Source organism: Streptomyces sp. NPDC001450, from assembly GCF_053597295.1.
In genome coordinates this window covers 51142-66035 of sequence record NZ_JBSFHY010000027.1, presented here as the reverse complement: position 1 = coordinate 66035, position 14894 = coordinate 51142, and the positions used below count along the sequence as shown (strand labels likewise).

The window sequence follows — 14894 nt, the reverse complement described above, 5'->3', positions numbered from 1 at the left end:
GGCCGTTCGCGTGTCTGTGCGCATACTGTGGCTGACGGAAGGTGTCGTTCAGGGAGCGGTGCGAGGTGACGGAGGCGGAGGACCGCAAGTCCCGGTCCGACGAGGCGCGGTACGACCCGGAGATCACGTCCGAGTTCGCCATCCCCCAGGGCATCGAGGTACCCGAGGGCGTCGCTGAGCCGGAGACCACCTCCGAGTTCACCGTGCCGGAGGGGCTGGCGGCGCCGCAGCCGCCGAGTGCCGAGCCGGAGGGGTCGGCGTTCAGCCTGCCGAGCACCTACAGCGCCGAGGACGCCCCGCCCGCGTTCACCCCGGCGACCGGGATGCCGGCGGTCAGCCTGATCAAGGACGCGCCCTGGCAGGACCGGATGCGCACGATGCTGCGCATGCCGGTGACCGAGCGGCCGGCGCCGGAGCCGGTGCAGAAGGCCGAGGAGGGCGGGCCCGCCGTCCCGCGCGTGCTCGACCTGACCTTGCGTATCGGGGAGCTGCTGCTGGCGGGCGGTGAGGGCGCGGAGGACGTGGAGGCCGCGATGTTCGCGGTGTGCCGGTCCTACGGCCTGGACCGCTGCGAGCCGACCGTCACCTTCACTCTGCTGTCGATCTCCCACCAGCCGTCCCTGGTGGAGGACCCGGTCACCGCGTCGCGGACGGTACGCCGGCGGGGCACGGACTACACGCGGCTCGCGGCCGTGTTCCGGCTGGTGGACGACCTGACCGACCCGGAGACCCATGTCTCCCTGGAGGAGGCCTACCGGCGCCTGGCGGAGATCCGCCGCAACCGGCACCCCTACCCCGGCTGGGCCCTGACCCTGGCGAGCGGGCTGCTCGCGGGTGCGGCCTCCGTGCTGGTCGGCGGTGACCTGATCGTCTTCTTCGCGGCGGCGTTGGGCGCGATGCTCGGCGACCGGCTGGCGTGGCTGTGCGCGGGGCGGGGGCTGCCGGAGTTCTACCAGTTCACGATCGCCGCGATGCCCCCGGCGGCGATCGGTGTGGCGTTCGCGCTGGCGCACATCGACGTGGCGGCGTCCGCGGTCGTCACCGGTGGGCTGTTCGCGCTGCTGCCCGGGCGGGCGCTGGTGGCGGGCGTCCAGGACGGGCTGACGGGCTTCTACATCACCGCGGCCGCCCGCCTGCTGGAGGTCATGTACTTCTTCGTCGGCATCGTCATCGGTGTGCTGACCGTCCTGTACTTCGGCGTGAAGGTGGGCGGCGAGCTCAACCCGGACGCGGCGATGAACATCTCCGAACGGCCGCTGATCCAGATCGCCGCGTCCATGGTGCTGTCGCTGACGTTCGCCGTCCTGCTGCAGCAGGAACGATCCACCGTGCTGGCGGTGACACTCAACGGCGGTGTGGCGTGGTCGGTGTACGGCGCCATGCACTACGCGGGCGGCATCTCCCCCGTCGCCTCCACGGCGGTGGCGGCGGGGCTGGTGGGGCTGTTCGGGCAGCTGCTGTCGCGGTACCGGTTCGCGTCCGCGCTGCCCTACACGACGGCGGCGATCGGGCCGCTGCTGCCCGGTTCGGCCACGTACTTCGGGCTGCTGTCCATGGCGCAGAACGAGGTGGACAAGGGACTGGTGTCCCTGGCGAAGGCCGCCTCGCTGGCCATGGCGATCGCCATCGGGGTCAACCTGGGATCGGAGATCTCCAGGCTGACCCTGCGGGTCGGCTCCGCGGGCAAGCGGAGAGCCGCCAAGCGGACCAGGGGGTTCTGAGCCGCCTAGTAGTTCCGGGGATACCCGTTCTGGTCGTACTGCTGCTGCGGGTACTGCTGCTGGTCGTAGTACTGGTGGTCGTACCCCTGGTGGCCCTGGTTGTCATAACCCTGCTGGCCCTGGTCGTCGTAGCCCTGGTTCCAGTACTGCTGGTCCTGCTGCGGCTGGTACGGCTGCTGCTGGTACTGCGGCTGGTAGGGCTCCTCCGGCTCGATGCGGCGCAGCTGGGTGGTGGCGGCGTCCATGACCGGGGGGTGCTGGTACTGGGGCTGCTGGGGAGGCTGCGGCGTCTCCTCCGGAGCGTTCTTGGCCTTGCCGCGCGCACGGAGGAACTCGATCGCGATCGGGATCACCGAGATGAGGACGACCAGGATGAGGATCGCCTCGACGTTCTTCTTGACGAAGTCGATGTTGCCGAGCCAGGAGCCGAGCAGCGTGACGCCCGCGCCCCACAGGACGCCGCCGATGACGTTGAAGATCAGGAACGAGCGGTACTTCATGCCGCTGACGCCGGCGATGATCGGCGTGAACGTGCGCACGATGGGCACGAAGCGGGCCAGGACCAGGGACTTCGGGCCGTACTTCTCGAAGAACTCGTGCGCCTTGGTGACGTTCTCCTGCTTGAAGAGGCGGGAGTCCGGGCGGTTGAAGAGGGACGGGCCGACCTTCTTGCCGAACACGTAGCCGGCCTGGTCTCCGAGGACCGCGGCGAGGCAGATCAGGGCGATCGCGCCCCACAGCGGGAAGTCCAGCTTGTTGGACGTGATCAGCAGACCGCAGGTGAACAGCAGCGAGTCACCCGGCAGGAAGAACCCGATGAGCAGACCGGACTCGGCGAAGACGATGAGCAGCAGACCCCAGATGCTGTACGTGTCGAGCAGGTAGTTGGGATCGAGCCAGCTCGGGCCGAGGGCGAGTGTCATCACGGGTCCGGGCTCCTGAGGGGGATGAGGGCGGCTACGGCGGCTGAACGTCGACGGGCCGCCGCACAAAGCTATCAACGTGATGTGACCGCCCCAGGTTCCACCGGTGACTCCAGGATGCACTGTGGGGCACCTGGGGCAAAGCTGTGAGCCATGGGACTCGATGACTACGGCGGCGGACAGGGACCCCAGCCGGACGTGCTGGTCGTCACGACCAACGACGTGCCCGGATACCGGGTGCAGCAGGTGATCGGTGAGGTCTTCGGGCTCACCGTGCGCTCGCGGCACCTGGGCAGTCAGATCGGCGCCGGACTGAAGTCGATGATCGGCGGCGAGCTGAAGGGCCTCACCAAGACGCTCGTGCAGACCCGCAACCAGGCCATGGAGCGGCTGGTGGAGCAGGCACGCGCGCGTGGCGCCAACGGAGTGCTGGCGTTCCGCTTCGACGTGACGGAGGCCGCGGACGTGGGCACGGAGGTGTGCGCGTACGGGACCGCGGTGGTCCTGGCCCGGGAGTAGGCCTCCCGGGCCAGGGGTCACGCGGTGTGCCGGTCGGCGTTCGCGGTGATCGCCTCGCTCAGGTGATCGGCGAGCCCGGGCCGCATGGCGTCGTAGAACGACTTGAAGCGCTCGTCGGCGACGTACATCGCGCCCAGGCAGCGGTGCATGGCGTGCGGGCACTCGTAGAACCATCTGCTGATGTGCCGGCGATGTTCCTCGGCCAGAGCCATGGCCGCCTCGCCGGACGGCTGCTCACCGGCGGTCATCAGGGCGACGTAGCGCTCGGTCCAGTCGTCGACCTCGGCCTGCAGGCGCTTCCAGTCCTCCTTGGTGTAGCGGGCGGCGCGGCGCTGTGACTCCGCGTACGCCTCGGTGCCGCCCCAGCGCTGCTCCGCCTCCTCGGCGTACTGCTCGGGGTCCTTGTCCCCGAAGACCTCGAACCGCTCCTCGGGCGTGAGGTTGATGCCCATCGTGCGTGCCTCCATGGCGTGCTCCACGGCCGCGGCCATCTTCTGCAGCTTCTCGATCCGGGCGGTCAGCAGTTCGTGCTGGCGGCGCAGGTGCGCGCGCGGATCCGCGTCAGGGTCGTCGAGCAGGGCCGCGACCTCGTCGAGCGGGAAGCCGAGCTCCCGGTAGAACAGGATCTGCTGGAGCCGGTCGAGGTCGGCATCGGCGTAGCGCCGGTGGCCGGCGTGGGTGCGCTCGCTGGGCACGAGCAGACCGATCTCGTCGTAGTGGTGCAGGGTGCGCACCGTGACCCCGGCGAACCCCGCGACCTGTCCCACGGAGTAGCTCACTTTTCCGCTCCTTGTCGTCGGTACGTCCTCCACGCTGAGGCCTCACGTCACGTGAGGTGCAAGCCGGTTTCACTTCGGGAGGTTCAACATCTTTTGTCCGCTTATGGTGATTCCGTGGCCCAGGACTCCGAGCAGCAGGCTCCCACGACCCGCCCGGCGACCCCGGCCCGGGCCCTGCTGCCGTTGGTCCTGCCCGCCTGCGTCGTGGGAGTGGCCGCGAGCCTGCTGTTCGTCGGGGTGAGCACGGCGGCGGAGCAGCTCCAGCACGTGCTGTGGGGGCCCTTGCCGGACGCGCTGGGCGTGGGCCGCTACTCCGTGCCGTGGATGTTCGTCGTGCTCGTGGCGACCGGTGTCGCCGTCGGGCTGGTGGTCTGGAAGGTCCCGGGGCATGCCGGGCCCGACCCGGCCACCACCGGTCTGGACGCCCCCGTCCTGCCGCCGGTCGTGCTGCCGGGCCTGGTGCTGGCGGTCGGGCTGATGCTGGCGGGCGGGCCGAGCCTCGGCCCGGAGAATCCGATCATCGCCGTGAACGTCGGCCTCGCGGCCTGGCTGGGCGGGCGCTTCGTCCCCCGGGCGTCCGACGCCCTCTGGCCGGTACTGGCCGAGGCGGCGACGATCGGCGCGCTCTTCGGCACGCCGGTGGCGGCGGCTCTGGTGATCTCCGAGGCGCTGGCCGGGCGGCCGATCCGCGGGCTGCTGTGGGACAACCTGTTCGCGCCGCTGACCGCCGCCGCGACCGGCGCCATGACCACCAGCCTGGTCTACCACCCGAGCTTCGACCTGGGCCTGCCGCCCCTGCACCACTCCAACTGGAAGGACGTGCTGGCGGCGCTCGTGATCGCGTCTGCCGCCGCACTGCTCGGCATGTGCGCCGTCTACGTCCTCCCGTTCGCCCACGCGGCCTTCCAGCGGTTGCGTCACCCGATGCTGATGCTCCCGGCGGGTGGGGTCGTCCTGGGGGGCCTGGCGGCCCTGGGAGGCCCCTTGACGCTCTTCAAGGGACTGACGGAGATGGGGGAGCTGGCGCGCGACCCCGAGGGCTGGTCGGCGGGGCAGTTCGCCACGATGGCCGTGGTGAAGCTGGCCGCGCTGGCCGTCGCCACGTCCTGCGGGTTCCGGGGCGGCCGTATCTTCCCCGCCGTCTTCGCCGGCACCGCCGTGGGCCTGTGTGCCCATGCGCTCGTTCCGGCCGTGGAACCCGCGCTGGGCGTTGCGGCGGCTGTGCTGGGCATCCTCCTCGCCATCACCCGTCAAGGCTGGGTGAGCCTGTTCACCGCCGCCATCCTCGTCCTGTCGCCGGTCATCCTCGCTCTGCTGTGTCTCGCCTCGCTGCCGGCCTGGCTGCTGGTGACGGGGCGCCCGCAGATGCAGCTGCGCAAGGACGGCAGGCCGGTCCGCTGACCCTCGTCCCTACCTCTGGAGGCACGTCCATGGCTCTGCACAAAGGCCCCGAGAAGCACGAAGAGCGGCCGATGTCGGTCAACCCGTTCTTCGGGGAGGCCAATCCGGTCGCCGGCATGACCGAGGCCCCGCCCACCCACCGGCTCCCGGACACACCGCTGCCCCCGTCGACGGCGCACCAGCTGGTACACGACGAGCTGATGCTGGACGGCAACTCCCGGCTGAACCTGGCCACGTTCGTCACCACCTGGATGGAGCCGCAGGCCGGGGCGCTGATGGCGGAGTGCCGGGACAAGAACATGATTGACAAGGACGAGTACCCGCGCACCGCCGAGCTGGAGCGGCGCTGTGTGGCGATGCTCGCGGACCTCTGGAACGCGCCGGACCCGTCGGCCGCCGTGGGCTGTTCGACCACGGGCTCCAGCGAGGCGTGCATGCTCGCCGGGATGGCGCTGAAGCGGCGCTGGGCGAAGCGCAACGCCGACCGCTACCCGGCGGCGCGCCCGAACCTGGTCATGGGCGTCAACGTCCAGGTCTGCTGGGACAAGTTCTGCAACTTCTGGGAGGTGGAGCCCCGGCTGGTCCCGATGGAGGGCGAGCGGTACCACCTGGATCCGCAGGCGGCGGCCGGGCTGTGCGACGAGAACACGATCGGGGTCGTCGGCATCCTCGGCTCCACCTTCGACGGGTCCTACGAGCCGATCGCGGACCTGTGCGCGGCCCTGGACGACCTCCAGGAGCGCACCGGTCTCGACATCCCGGTGCACGTGGACGGTGCGTCCGGGGCCATGGTGGCGCCCTTCCTGGACGAGGAACTGGTGTGGGACTTCCGCCTCCCGCGCGTGGCCTCGATCAACACCTCGGGCCACAAGTACGGCCTGGTCTACCCGGGCGTCGGCTGGGCCCTGTGGCGGGACGAGGAGGCGCTGCCCGAGGAACTGGTCTTCCGGGTGAACTACCTCGGCGGCGACATGCCGACGTTCGCGCTCAACTTCTCCCGGCCCGGCGCCCAGGTGGTCGCGCAGTACTACACGTTCCTGCGGCTGGGCCGGGAGGGCTACCGGGCGGTGCAGCAGTCGACACGGGACGTGGCGCGCTACGTCGCCGGCCGGATCGAGGCGCTGGACGACTTCCGGCTGCTCACCCAAGGCGACGAACTGCCGGTGTTCGCCTTCACCACCGCTCCGGACGTGACGTCGTACGACGTCTTCGACGTCGCCCGGCGGCTGCGCGAGGGCGGCTGGCTGGTGCCCGCGTACACCTTCCCGCCCAACCGGGAGGACCTCTCCGTGATCCGGATCGTGTGCCGCAACGGCTTCTCCCACGACCTCGCCGACCTGTTCGTGGAGGACCTGAACCGCCTGGTGCCGGAGCTGCGCCGGCAGCCGCATCCCCTGACCCGGGACAAGGAGGCGGCCACCGGCTTCCACCACTAGCGGCCCAGGCGCGCGAACTTCCGAACGGCCAGCGGGAAGAACACCGCCAGCAGGCCGAGCGGCCAGGCCACCGCCGCCCCCACGTGGCCCGGATCGCCGCCCTGGCTGCCGAGCAGGTCCCGTACCGCCGTCGCCGTCTGGGACAGGGGGTTCCACCCGACGGCCGTGCCCAGCCAGTCGGGCATGGCGTCCGGTGTGGCGAGGGCGTTGGAGAGGAAGCCGACCGGCCAGACGAGGATCTGCACCGCCTGGACCATCTCGGGCCGGCCGGCGATCAGGGCGAGGTGGATGCCGACCCACAGCATCGCGAAGCGGAACAGCAGGAGCAGGCCCACGGCGCCCAGGAAGGCGCCGGGGCCGCCGTGCGCCCGCCAGCCGAGCGCGTACGCCATCGCCGTCATCAGGGCGAGCGCCACCGCCGACTGGAGCATGTCGGCCGCCGAACGGCCCACCAGGACCGCCCCGTTGGCCATGGGCAGGGAGCGGAAGCGGTCGATGACGCCCTTGTTGAGGTCCTGGGTGACGTTGAGCATCGTGCCCTCCAGCCCGAAGGCCATGGTGAGCGCGAGCATGCCGGGCACCAGGTAGTCGACGTAGTCGCCGGCGACGCCCCGGCCGCCGCCGACCAGGTAGCCGAACATCAGCAGCAGCATCACCGGGAAGACCAGGGCGACCAGCACCTGCCCGGGCTGCCGTGCCCAGTGGGCGAGTTCGCGCCGGGTCATGGTCCAGGAGTCGGTCAGGACATACTGGACGGACGAGGCCACCGCCATCACGCGGCCTCCTTCACTCGGTTCTCGTCGCCGGTGAGGTGCAGGAACACCTCGTCCAGCGTGGGCCGGCGCAGGGCGACGTCCGCCGCCTCGATGCCGGCCGCCTCCAGGGCGCGTACGACCCCGGAGAGCGCGCTCATGCGGTCGGTGACCGGGGCGCTGAGCAGTCGGCGGTCGGTGTCCACCGAGACGCCGGTGACGGGCAGCAGGGCGACGGCCGCGCCGAGGTGGCCCGCGTCGCGCAGGACGACGTCGATGCGGTCGCCGCCGGTGAGGGTCTTCAGCTCGTCGGGCGTGCCGTCGGCGACGACCCGGCCGTGGTCCACGAAGGCGATGCGGTGGGCGAGCTGGTCGGCCTCCTCCAGGTACTGGGTGGTGAGCAGGACCGTCGTGCCGTCACCGACCAGGGAGCGTACGGCCGCCCAGACCTCGGCGCGGCCGCGCGGGTCGAGGCCGGTCGTCGGCTCGTCCAGGAACAGCACCTCGGGGCCGGTGCTGTGCTTGTTGCCGATGAGAGAGGCGGCGAGGTCGAGGCGGCGGCGCATGCCGCCGCTGTAGCGGGCCACCGGGGTGCGGCCGGTGTCGGTGAGGTCGAAGCGCTCCAGGAGTTCGGCGGCGCGCACGCGCGCGTGGCGGGCGCCGAGGTGGTGCAGACGGGCGAACATCTCCAGGTTCTGCCGGCCGTCCAACTGCTCGTCCAAGGCCGCGTACTGGCCCAGCAGGCCGATGCGCCGCCGTACCGCGCGGGCCTCGGTGAGCACGTCGTGCCCGGCGACCTCGATGCGGCCGCCGTCCGGCCTGAGCAGGGTGGACAGGATCCGGACCAGGGTGGTCTTGCCCGCCCCGTTGGGGCCGAGCACCGCGTGCACGGTGCCGCGGGTGACGTGCAGGTCGAGCCCGTCCAGGGCGTGTTCGGTGCCGTAGGTCTTGCGTGCGTCCTCGACGGTGATCGCCGTGTCGGCCACGTGCCACTCCCTCGCTAGTCAAACTTGACTACTTTCGAAAGTAGCGCGGGCGGGCCAATTGGTCAAACTTGATTAGCGGTGGTCCTCCGGATGCCGCTCCCCCGTCGCGTACGGGTTCTCCTGGCCCTCCGTGAGCACGCCCACGAAGCGCTCACCCTCGCCTGCGAACGTGTAGGCGCCTGCCTCCAGACGGGCGATCAGCCCCCGGGTCCAGGCCGCGTCGGAGTCGGCCGTGTGGACCCAGAGGTTCATGATCTCGCCGATGTGGCCGAGCCGTTCGGGACCGTCCTCGGGGATGTAGTGCTCGGTGACCGCGGCCCGCCACTCCTCGATCCGCCGGATCCGCTCCCTGAGCAGGTCCAGCGCCTCCGCCCGCGCCAGCTCGACCAGGAAGCCGATGGCCGCCGACTGGATGTCCATCTTCTGGTCGTAGGAGACCAGGGACTCGCGCAGCAGCCGGAAGAACTCCTCCTCGCCCCGGTCCGTGATCTCGTACTCGGTGCGCGGCGGCCCCCCGGCCGTGGACGGCGCGATCTCGTGCGCGTGCAGCAGCCCCTGCTTCTCCATCTGCTTCAGGGCGTGGTAGATCGAGCCCGGCTTGGCGTTGGACCACTCGTGCGCGCCCCAGTACTCCAGGTCGTTGCGCACCTGGTAGCCATGGGCCCGCCCGTGCTGGCGCACCGCGCCCAGCACGAGAAGACGGATCGCTGACATGCGGTCCAGGTTATTGCCGGGGAGCTAGCCCTCCTGCTCCAGGGCCACCAGCTCGAACGCGGTCCTCCCGTCCAGGGACTCGCGGATGATGTCGGCGTGGCCGGCGTGCCGGGCCGTCTCACGGATCAGGTGCAGGCACAGCCAGCGCAGGGAGACGCGGCCCTCCGGGGGGAACCACGGGTCGGGCGGCAGCGGGAAGGTGTCGTCCAGGCTGGGCGCGGAGCGGATGAACTTCTCGGTCTCGGCGGCGATCTCCTCCCAGTACGCGAGCTGCGAGGCGACCGTCTCGTCGCCGACGAGCCGGAAGGTCTCGTGCCAGTTCGACTCGTCGCGCCGGATCGCCGGCGGCTCCTGCTTGGCGCGGGCCACCCAGCCCTGCTCGACCTCGGCGACATGCTTGAGCAGTCCGCCCAGGGACAGCTCGCTGGCGCTGGGGCGGGAGCGGGCCTGCTCCTCGGTCAGCCCGAGCAGCGCCCGGCGGATCCCGCCGCGCTGTTCCTCGATGAATGCCAGCAGCGCCCCGCGCTCGTCGCCCTGCGTCTCCGCCGCCACGTGAGTGACCATGACCGACCGCCCTTCTCCGGGTCCGTTTCCCTGACACCGACGAAGCTACGGGCCCTTGCGGTCAGGTTCTGTCCGCAAGGGCCCGCGATTCGAAGGAGATCTGGAAGGAGCCCAGAAGGGATCCGGAAGGAGGCCTAGAACGGGAAGCCGCTGCGGCCGTGCTGCACCGAGATCCACTTGATCGTGGTGAAGGCCTCCAGGGTCGTCTCGCCGTTCAGACGGCCGAGGCCGGAGTGCTTCTCGCCGCCGAAGGGCACGAGCGGCTCGTCGTGCACGGTGCCGTCGTTCACGTGGAACATGCCCGTGTCGATCTGCTTGGCGAACGCCACACCGCGCTCGATGTCGCCCGTGTGGACGGCGCCGCTGAGGCCGTACGGAGTGTCGTTGACGATCCGGACCGCCTCCTCCTCACCGTCGAAGGGGACGAGGAAGACGACCGGCCCGAACACCTCCTGCTGGAGCAGGGCGGAGTCGGCGGGGACGTCGGTGAGCACGCTGGGCTCGACCAGGTTGCCGGTGGTGGTGCCGTGCACCAGGGCGGTGGCGCCCTCGGCCAGCGCCTGCTCGACGACGCCCGAAACGGCGTTGGCCTGCGCGGAGTTGATCACCGGGCCGATGACCGTCTGCGGGTCGCGCGGGTCGCCCACCTTGAGCGTCCTGACCTTGGCGACGAACTTCTCGGTGAACTCGTCGGCGATCGAGCGGTCCACGAGCACCCGGTTCGCGGCCATGCAGACCTGGCCCTGGTGGACGTACCGGCTGAAGACCGCCGCGTCGACCGCGTAGTCGATGTCGGCGTCGTCCAGGACCACCAGCGCGCTGTTGCCGCCCAGTTCGAGCACCGAGCGCTTGAAGTGCGAGGCGCAGACGGTGGCGACGTGCCGGCCGACCTTGTCGGAGCCGGTGAAGGAGATGACCTTGGGGATCGGGTGCTCGATGAAGGCGTCGCCGATCTCGGCGATGTCGGTGACGACGACGTTGAGCAGGCCGCCGGGCAGCCCGGCCTCCTCGAAGATCTTCGCGACCAGGGTGCCGCCGGCGATCGGGGTGTTCTGGTGCGGCTTGAGCACCACGCCGTTGCCGAGGGCGAGGGCCGGGGCCACCGACTTGATCGACAGCAGGAACGGGAAGTTGAACGGGCTGATCACGCCCACCACGCCGACCGGCACCCGGTAGACACGGTTCTCCTTGCCGTCGGCGGGGGAGGGCAGGATCTTCCCCTCGGGGCGCAGCGCCAGGTGCACCGACTCGCGCAGGAACTCCTTGGCGAGGTGCAGCTCGAAGCCCGCCTTCACGCGCGTGCCGCCGAGCTCCGCGATGATCAGGTCGGCTATCTCCTGCTCGCGGTCCTCAATCAGTCTCAGGGCCCGCTCGAAGACCGCGCGGCGGGTGTACGGGTTGGTCGCGGCCCACTGCTTCTGGGCGCGGGCCGCGGCCTGGTAGGCCTGGTCGACCTCGTCGACGGTCGCCACCGTGATCGAGGCCAGCTTCTCGTCGTCGTAGGGGTTGAAGTCGATGACGTCCCAGGAACCGGTGCCCGGGCGCCATTCACCGTCGATGTACTGCTGGGCCAGCTCGCTGAAGTAGGACGACATGTGATCCCTCAATCACTAGCGATGCCAGATCCTGGTCACGGTCTGATCACCCGTCATCGTACTTGCGATTCAAGAGAGTTGAAGGTGGCCTCTCAAGACAGCTGAAGCAGTCCTCGCAACAGGTCCCGGCTCTCGTCCGGACCCGGGCTGTCCTGCTGAAGCTCCTTCAGCGCCTGCTCGTACTGGGCGACGTCCTCCCGCTTGTCCAGATAGAGGGCGCTGGTCAGCTGCTCCACGTACACCACGTCGGACAGGTCCGACTCGGGGAAGCTGAGGATGGTGAAGGCGCCGCTCTCGCCGGAGTGCCCGCCGAAGCCGAACGGCATGATCTGCAGCCGCACGTTGGGCCGCTGGGAGATCTCGATCAGGTGCTGGAGCTGGCCGCGCATCACGTCGCGGTCGCCGTAGGGACGGCGCAGGGCGGCCTCGTCCAGGACGATGTGGAACTCGGGGGCGTTGTCGTCGAGCAGGTGCTTCTGCCGCTCCAGGCGCAGCGCCACCCGCCGCTCCACGTCGGCCGCGCTCGCACCCTTCATTCCGCGCCGGACCACCGCGCGGGCGTACTCCTCGGTCTGCAGCAGGCCGTGCACGAACTGCACCTCGTACACCCGGACCAGGGAGGCGGCGCCTTCCAGACCCACATAGGTGGGGAACCAGCTGGGCAGCACGTCGGTGTAACTGTGCCACCAGCCCGCGACGTTGGCCTCCCGGGCGAGGGAGAGCAGCGACTCGCGCTCCGCCTCGTCGGTGATGCCGTACAGCGTCAACAGGTCTTCCACGTCCCTGGTCTTGAAGCTCACCCGGCCCAGCTCCATCCGGCTGATCTTCGACTCGGACGCACGGATCGAGTACCCCGCCGCCTCGCGCGTGATCCCCCGTGCTTCACGCAGTCGCCTGAGTTGCGAGCCGAGCAGCATGCGCCGCACCACCGATCCGGGCTCTCCCGCGCTCACGTTCGCCAGCCTCCCCAACCGTCTTTGGGGCCGAAGTCTGCCACTAAAACACTTCGAGCAGTACTCGTCCGGTTACGGAAACGGAAAGAGGTCAGCCGTTTTCCGTAGGGAGAGGTCCGGACCTCTGACAGAAGAGCGACACAAGTTGGCGGAAAAAATGGCCAAGAAGCGGTACGGGCAGGTTCAATTCGGTCGCGTGCACGTGCATCTGCCCTTGCATCTGCCCTTCCCATCCGAAACCATGGTGCAGCGCCACCGCTGCATCGCAACGACCGCGAATTCCCGGGAGTGCCTCGCATGGGAACGAATGGATCGACCATGCTCAAGCCGTTACGGCAGGGCCTTCCGCCGCTGGATCCCGCGGCCGTGTCCGATGCCGCCTCCTGCGCCCTGCCCGCCCGCTACGAAGCGGTGCGCGAGGCCCGCCGCTTCACCCGCGGCACTCTGGACCAGTGGGACGTGGGCGACCGCTTCGACGACATATGTCTCGTCGTCTCCGAACTCGTCACCAACGCGTTGCGGCATGCGCTGCCCGCCGACGCGGCGTGCTCCGAGCACGCGGCCTCGGTACGGCTGCACCTGATGCGCTGGACCGAGCGGCTGGTGTGCGCGGTGCGCGACCCCAGCCACGAGACGCCCGTCCCGCGCGACTCGGACGACTTCTCGGCCGAGTCGGGCCGCGGACTGTTCCTGGTCGACTCCTTCGCCGACAGCTGGGGCTGGCACCCGCTCGCGGGCAGCCTCGACGGCAAGGTCGTCTGGGCGCTGTTCCGGCTCCGGACGGCCGACTGACGCGACGCGGCGTCGACCGACGCCGCGTTTCTACGCGCGTACACCCGGACTTCGCCCGCGCGGCACCCAATCGCCGCACCAGAGAGTCGCTTCGGGGCCGGTGAGTCGTTTCAGCCGACGATCAGATGGTCGAACTCGCCGTCCTTGACGCCGAGGAGCATGGCCTCGATCTCGGCGCGCGTGTAGACGAGTGCGGGCCCGTCCGGGAAGCGCGAGTTGCGTACGGCCACCTCGCCGCCGGGCAGCCGGGCGAACTCCACGCAGGAACCCTGCGAGTTGCTGTGCCGGCTCTTCTGCCAGGCCACTCCCGCCAGCTGCGTGGCAGCCATGCCGTTGTACACGTCGTCGTTGTACACGTCGTACCCCCCGTACACGCCGTCAACGTCGCGGTCCACAGGTCGCTCCCCGGTGGTGCACTGGCTGGTGTGGCCATGGATGCTGTAGTCAACCGATCCGGATCATAACCCCGTTCACGTGCAGAGGCATGAGCAGATGCACGTGCACGGGGGGTGTTCCCGCGATTACAGCTTTGACGTCCGCTTTACCGAAGTCGTTCCAGCGTCTGCCCCAGAGACGGCAGAACACGCCCCCGCCAGCCCCCGTCCATGATCTCCCGAGCCATCATCTGCGCCGGGTCGTCCGGATCGAATCCCTCGTGCACTAGGAAGAGACGCGTTCCGCGCCCTTCCTGTTCCAGTGTCCAGGTGATGGTCCAGTCCGCGGGATTGGCCGGATCGGCGTCCGCCCACCGGAGGGACAGCATCCGCTCGGTGTCGTAGGCCAGCACCCGCACTTCCACGACCCCGGAAAACCGGGAGTTGGGACGCGGGACCGAAGTCATCCGGTACCGGTGACCGACCTCGAGCCGGAATTCCTCGGCGCCGGGCATCTGCCAGCGGGCCAGCAGGTCGGGCTCGGTCAGGGCGCGCCAGACCTTGGCGGGAGGATGGGGGAAGAACTGGTCGACGCGGATCGTGGTGAGGTCGTCGGCGTCGCCGGGTGCGGTGTTCATGGGCGGTCATCGTCCGGCATGCGGTCGAGCAGAGCGCCGAGGCCCTTCAACTGGTCCCGCCAGAACCGCTCGTACGGGTGGAGCCAGTCCTGCACCTCGGCGAGCGGGGCCGCCTCCAGGCGGTAGATGCGCTGCCGGCCGGAGCGCTGCTCGGAGACGAGGCCGGCCTCCCGGAGCACCCTGAGGTGTTCCGAGAGGCTCGGGCGGCGCATGTCGAAGTGGTCGGCCAGGTCCTGCACGGGCTGCGGCCCGCGCTCGCGCAGCAGCCGGAGCACTTCCCTGCGGGTGGCGTTGGCGAGCGCGGCGAAGACGCGGTCCTCGGCGGCCTCCCGGGTTCCGGCTGCGGTCATTGCCGACCTTCCTACTGGTGTACCTCCGTGAGCAGCATCAGACCGTTGCCGTCCGGGTCCCGGAAGGAGGCCATCCGCCCCCAGGGGTACTCGTCGGGGCCCTGCACCTCCGTGCCCGCCTCGGCGAGCCGGGCACAGTCGGCGTCGACATCGGTCGTCACCAACATGATCCCCCGGGCCGAACCGGGCTCGAAATCCCCCATGCCGGGTCCGGAGAGCGTGAAGACGGTCTGCGCGCCCTTCGGCGCGACCTGGAGCCAGCGCCCCGGCGGCACCTGGAGGTCGGCGGTGACCTCGAAGCCGAGGACGTCCCGGTAGAAGCGCAGGGCGCGGTCCTGGTCGGTGACGGGAAGCGTGACGAATGAGGCGTGCGTGACGGTCATGCCCGGAAGAATAG

17 protein-coding genes are annotated in these 14894 nt (G+C 70.0%); 5 read left to right on the top strand and 12 right to left on the bottom strand.

What is annotated here, in order from left to right; all coding sequences use genetic code 11:
* The first annotated feature begins 65 nt into the window (after nt 1-65).
* On the top strand, nt 66-1721 hold the full coding sequence (locus ACWC5O_RS27365) for a threonine/serine ThrE exporter family protein (protein WP_450589721.1): 1656 nt from the start codon (nt 66-68) through the stop codon (nt 1719-1721).
* A gap of 5 nt (nt 1722-1726) precedes the next feature.
* Here ACWC5O_RS27365 and ACWC5O_RS27360 read toward each other — a convergent pair whose 3' ends face one another.
* Nucleotides 1727-2647, bottom strand: coding sequence for a DedA family protein (locus tag ACWC5O_RS27360; RefSeq protein WP_450589720.1), 921 nt, complete (start codon nt 2645-2647; stop codon nt 1727-1729).
* A 150-nt stretch (nt 2648-2797) separates the two neighbouring features.
* Between ACWC5O_RS27360 and ACWC5O_RS27355 the strand changes: the two genes are divergently transcribed.
* Nucleotides 2798-3163, top strand: a complete 366-nt coding sequence (locus tag ACWC5O_RS27355) for a YbjQ family protein (protein ID WP_404061080.1) — start codon at nt 2798-2800, stop codon at nt 3161-3163.
* A gap of 17 nt (nt 3164-3180) precedes the next feature.
* Here ACWC5O_RS27355 and ACWC5O_RS27350 read toward each other — a convergent pair whose 3' ends face one another.
* A complete protein-coding gene (locus ACWC5O_RS27350) occupies nt 3181-3942 on the bottom strand; it encodes a MerR family transcriptional regulator (RefSeq protein ID WP_450589719.1) in 762 nt (253 codons plus the stop codon).
* Between the two features lie 114 nt (nt 3943-4056).
* On the opposite strand from ACWC5O_RS27350, the gene ACWC5O_RS27345 reads away from it, so the two are divergent.
* A complete protein-coding gene (locus ACWC5O_RS27345) occupies nt 4057-5343 on the top strand; it encodes an ion channel protein (RefSeq protein ID WP_450589718.1) in 1287 nt (428 codons plus the stop codon).
* A gap of 29 nt (nt 5344-5372) precedes the next feature.
* A complete protein-coding gene (locus tag ACWC5O_RS27340; RefSeq protein WP_450589717.1) occupies nt 5373-6779 on the top strand; it encodes a glutamate decarboxylase in 1407 nt (468 codons plus the stop codon).
* Here the strand turns inward: ACWC5O_RS27340 and ACWC5O_RS27335 are convergent.
* The 6 genes from ACWC5O_RS27335 to ACWC5O_RS27310 form a co-directional block, all read right to left on the bottom strand.
* The gene (locus ACWC5O_RS27335) at nt 6776-7552 is read right to left on the bottom strand and encodes an ABC transporter permease (RefSeq protein ID WP_450589716.1); all 777 of its coding nucleotides are present in this window, start codon (nt 7550-7552) and stop codon (nt 6776-6778) included. The two genes, ACWC5O_RS27340 and ACWC5O_RS27335, sit on opposite strands and share 4 nt — an antisense overlap.
* A complete protein-coding gene (locus tag ACWC5O_RS27330; RefSeq protein WP_450589715.1) occupies nt 7552-8517 on the bottom strand; it encodes an ATP-binding cassette domain-containing protein in 966 nt (321 codons plus the stop codon). The genes ACWC5O_RS27335 and ACWC5O_RS27330 overlap by 1 nt, the downstream gene beginning before the upstream one ends.
* 72 nt (nt 8518-8589) lie before the next feature.
* Entirely contained in the window at nt 8590-9231 is a 642-nt protein-coding gene (locus ACWC5O_RS27325; protein ID WP_450589714.1) for a PadR family transcriptional regulator, read from the bottom strand.
* A gap of 24 nt (nt 9232-9255) precedes the next feature.
* The gene (locus ACWC5O_RS27320; protein ID WP_450589713.1) at nt 9256-9795 is read right to left on the bottom strand and encodes a DinB family protein; all 540 of its coding nucleotides are present in this window, start codon (nt 9793-9795) and stop codon (nt 9256-9258) included.
* A gap of 134 nt (nt 9796-9929) precedes the next feature.
* Entirely contained in the window at nt 9930-11390 is a 1461-nt protein-coding gene (locus ACWC5O_RS27315) for an aldehyde dehydrogenase family protein (protein WP_450589712.1), read from the bottom strand.
* A gap of 92 nt (nt 11391-11482) precedes the next feature.
* Entirely contained in the window at nt 11483-12307 is an 825-nt protein-coding gene (locus ACWC5O_RS27310; protein WP_386579630.1) for a helix-turn-helix domain-containing protein, read from the bottom strand.
* A gap of 354 nt (nt 12308-12661) precedes the next feature.
* Between ACWC5O_RS27310 and ACWC5O_RS27305 the strand changes: the two genes are divergently transcribed.
* Nucleotides 12662-13135: an ATP-binding protein gene (locus ACWC5O_RS27305; RefSeq protein WP_450589711.1), complete on the top strand. Its 474-nt coding sequence runs from the start codon at nt 12662-12664 to the stop codon at nt 13133-13135.
* Nucleotides 13136-13245: 110 nt separating this feature from the next.
* On the opposite strand, the gene ACWC5O_RS27300 is transcribed toward ACWC5O_RS27305, so the two are convergent.
* The 4 genes from ACWC5O_RS27300 to ACWC5O_RS27285 all read right to left on the bottom strand — a co-directional run bounded on the left by ACWC5O_RS27300 (nt 13246) and on the right by ACWC5O_RS27285 (nt 14880).
* A complete protein-coding gene (locus ACWC5O_RS27300) occupies nt 13246-13530 on the bottom strand; it encodes a DUF397 domain-containing protein (RefSeq protein ID WP_450589710.1) in 285 nt (94 codons plus the stop codon).
* Between the two features lie 146 nt (nt 13531-13676).
* Nucleotides 13677-14147: an SRPBCC family protein gene (locus tag ACWC5O_RS27295; protein WP_450589709.1), complete on the bottom strand. Its 471-nt coding sequence runs from the start codon at nt 14145-14147 to the stop codon at nt 13677-13679.
* The gene (locus ACWC5O_RS27290; protein ID WP_450589708.1) at nt 14144-14497 is read right to left on the bottom strand and encodes an ArsR/SmtB family transcription factor; all 354 of its coding nucleotides are present in this window, start codon (nt 14495-14497) and stop codon (nt 14144-14146) included. Before ACWC5O_RS27290 ends, ACWC5O_RS27295 begins: the two co-directional genes overlap by 4 nt.
* A gap of 11 nt (nt 14498-14508) precedes the next feature.
* On the bottom strand, nt 14509-14880 hold the full coding sequence (locus tag ACWC5O_RS27285) for a VOC family protein (RefSeq protein ID WP_450589707.1): 372 nt from the start codon (nt 14878-14880) through the stop codon (nt 14509-14511).
* Nucleotides 14881-14894: the final 14 nt, after the last annotated feature.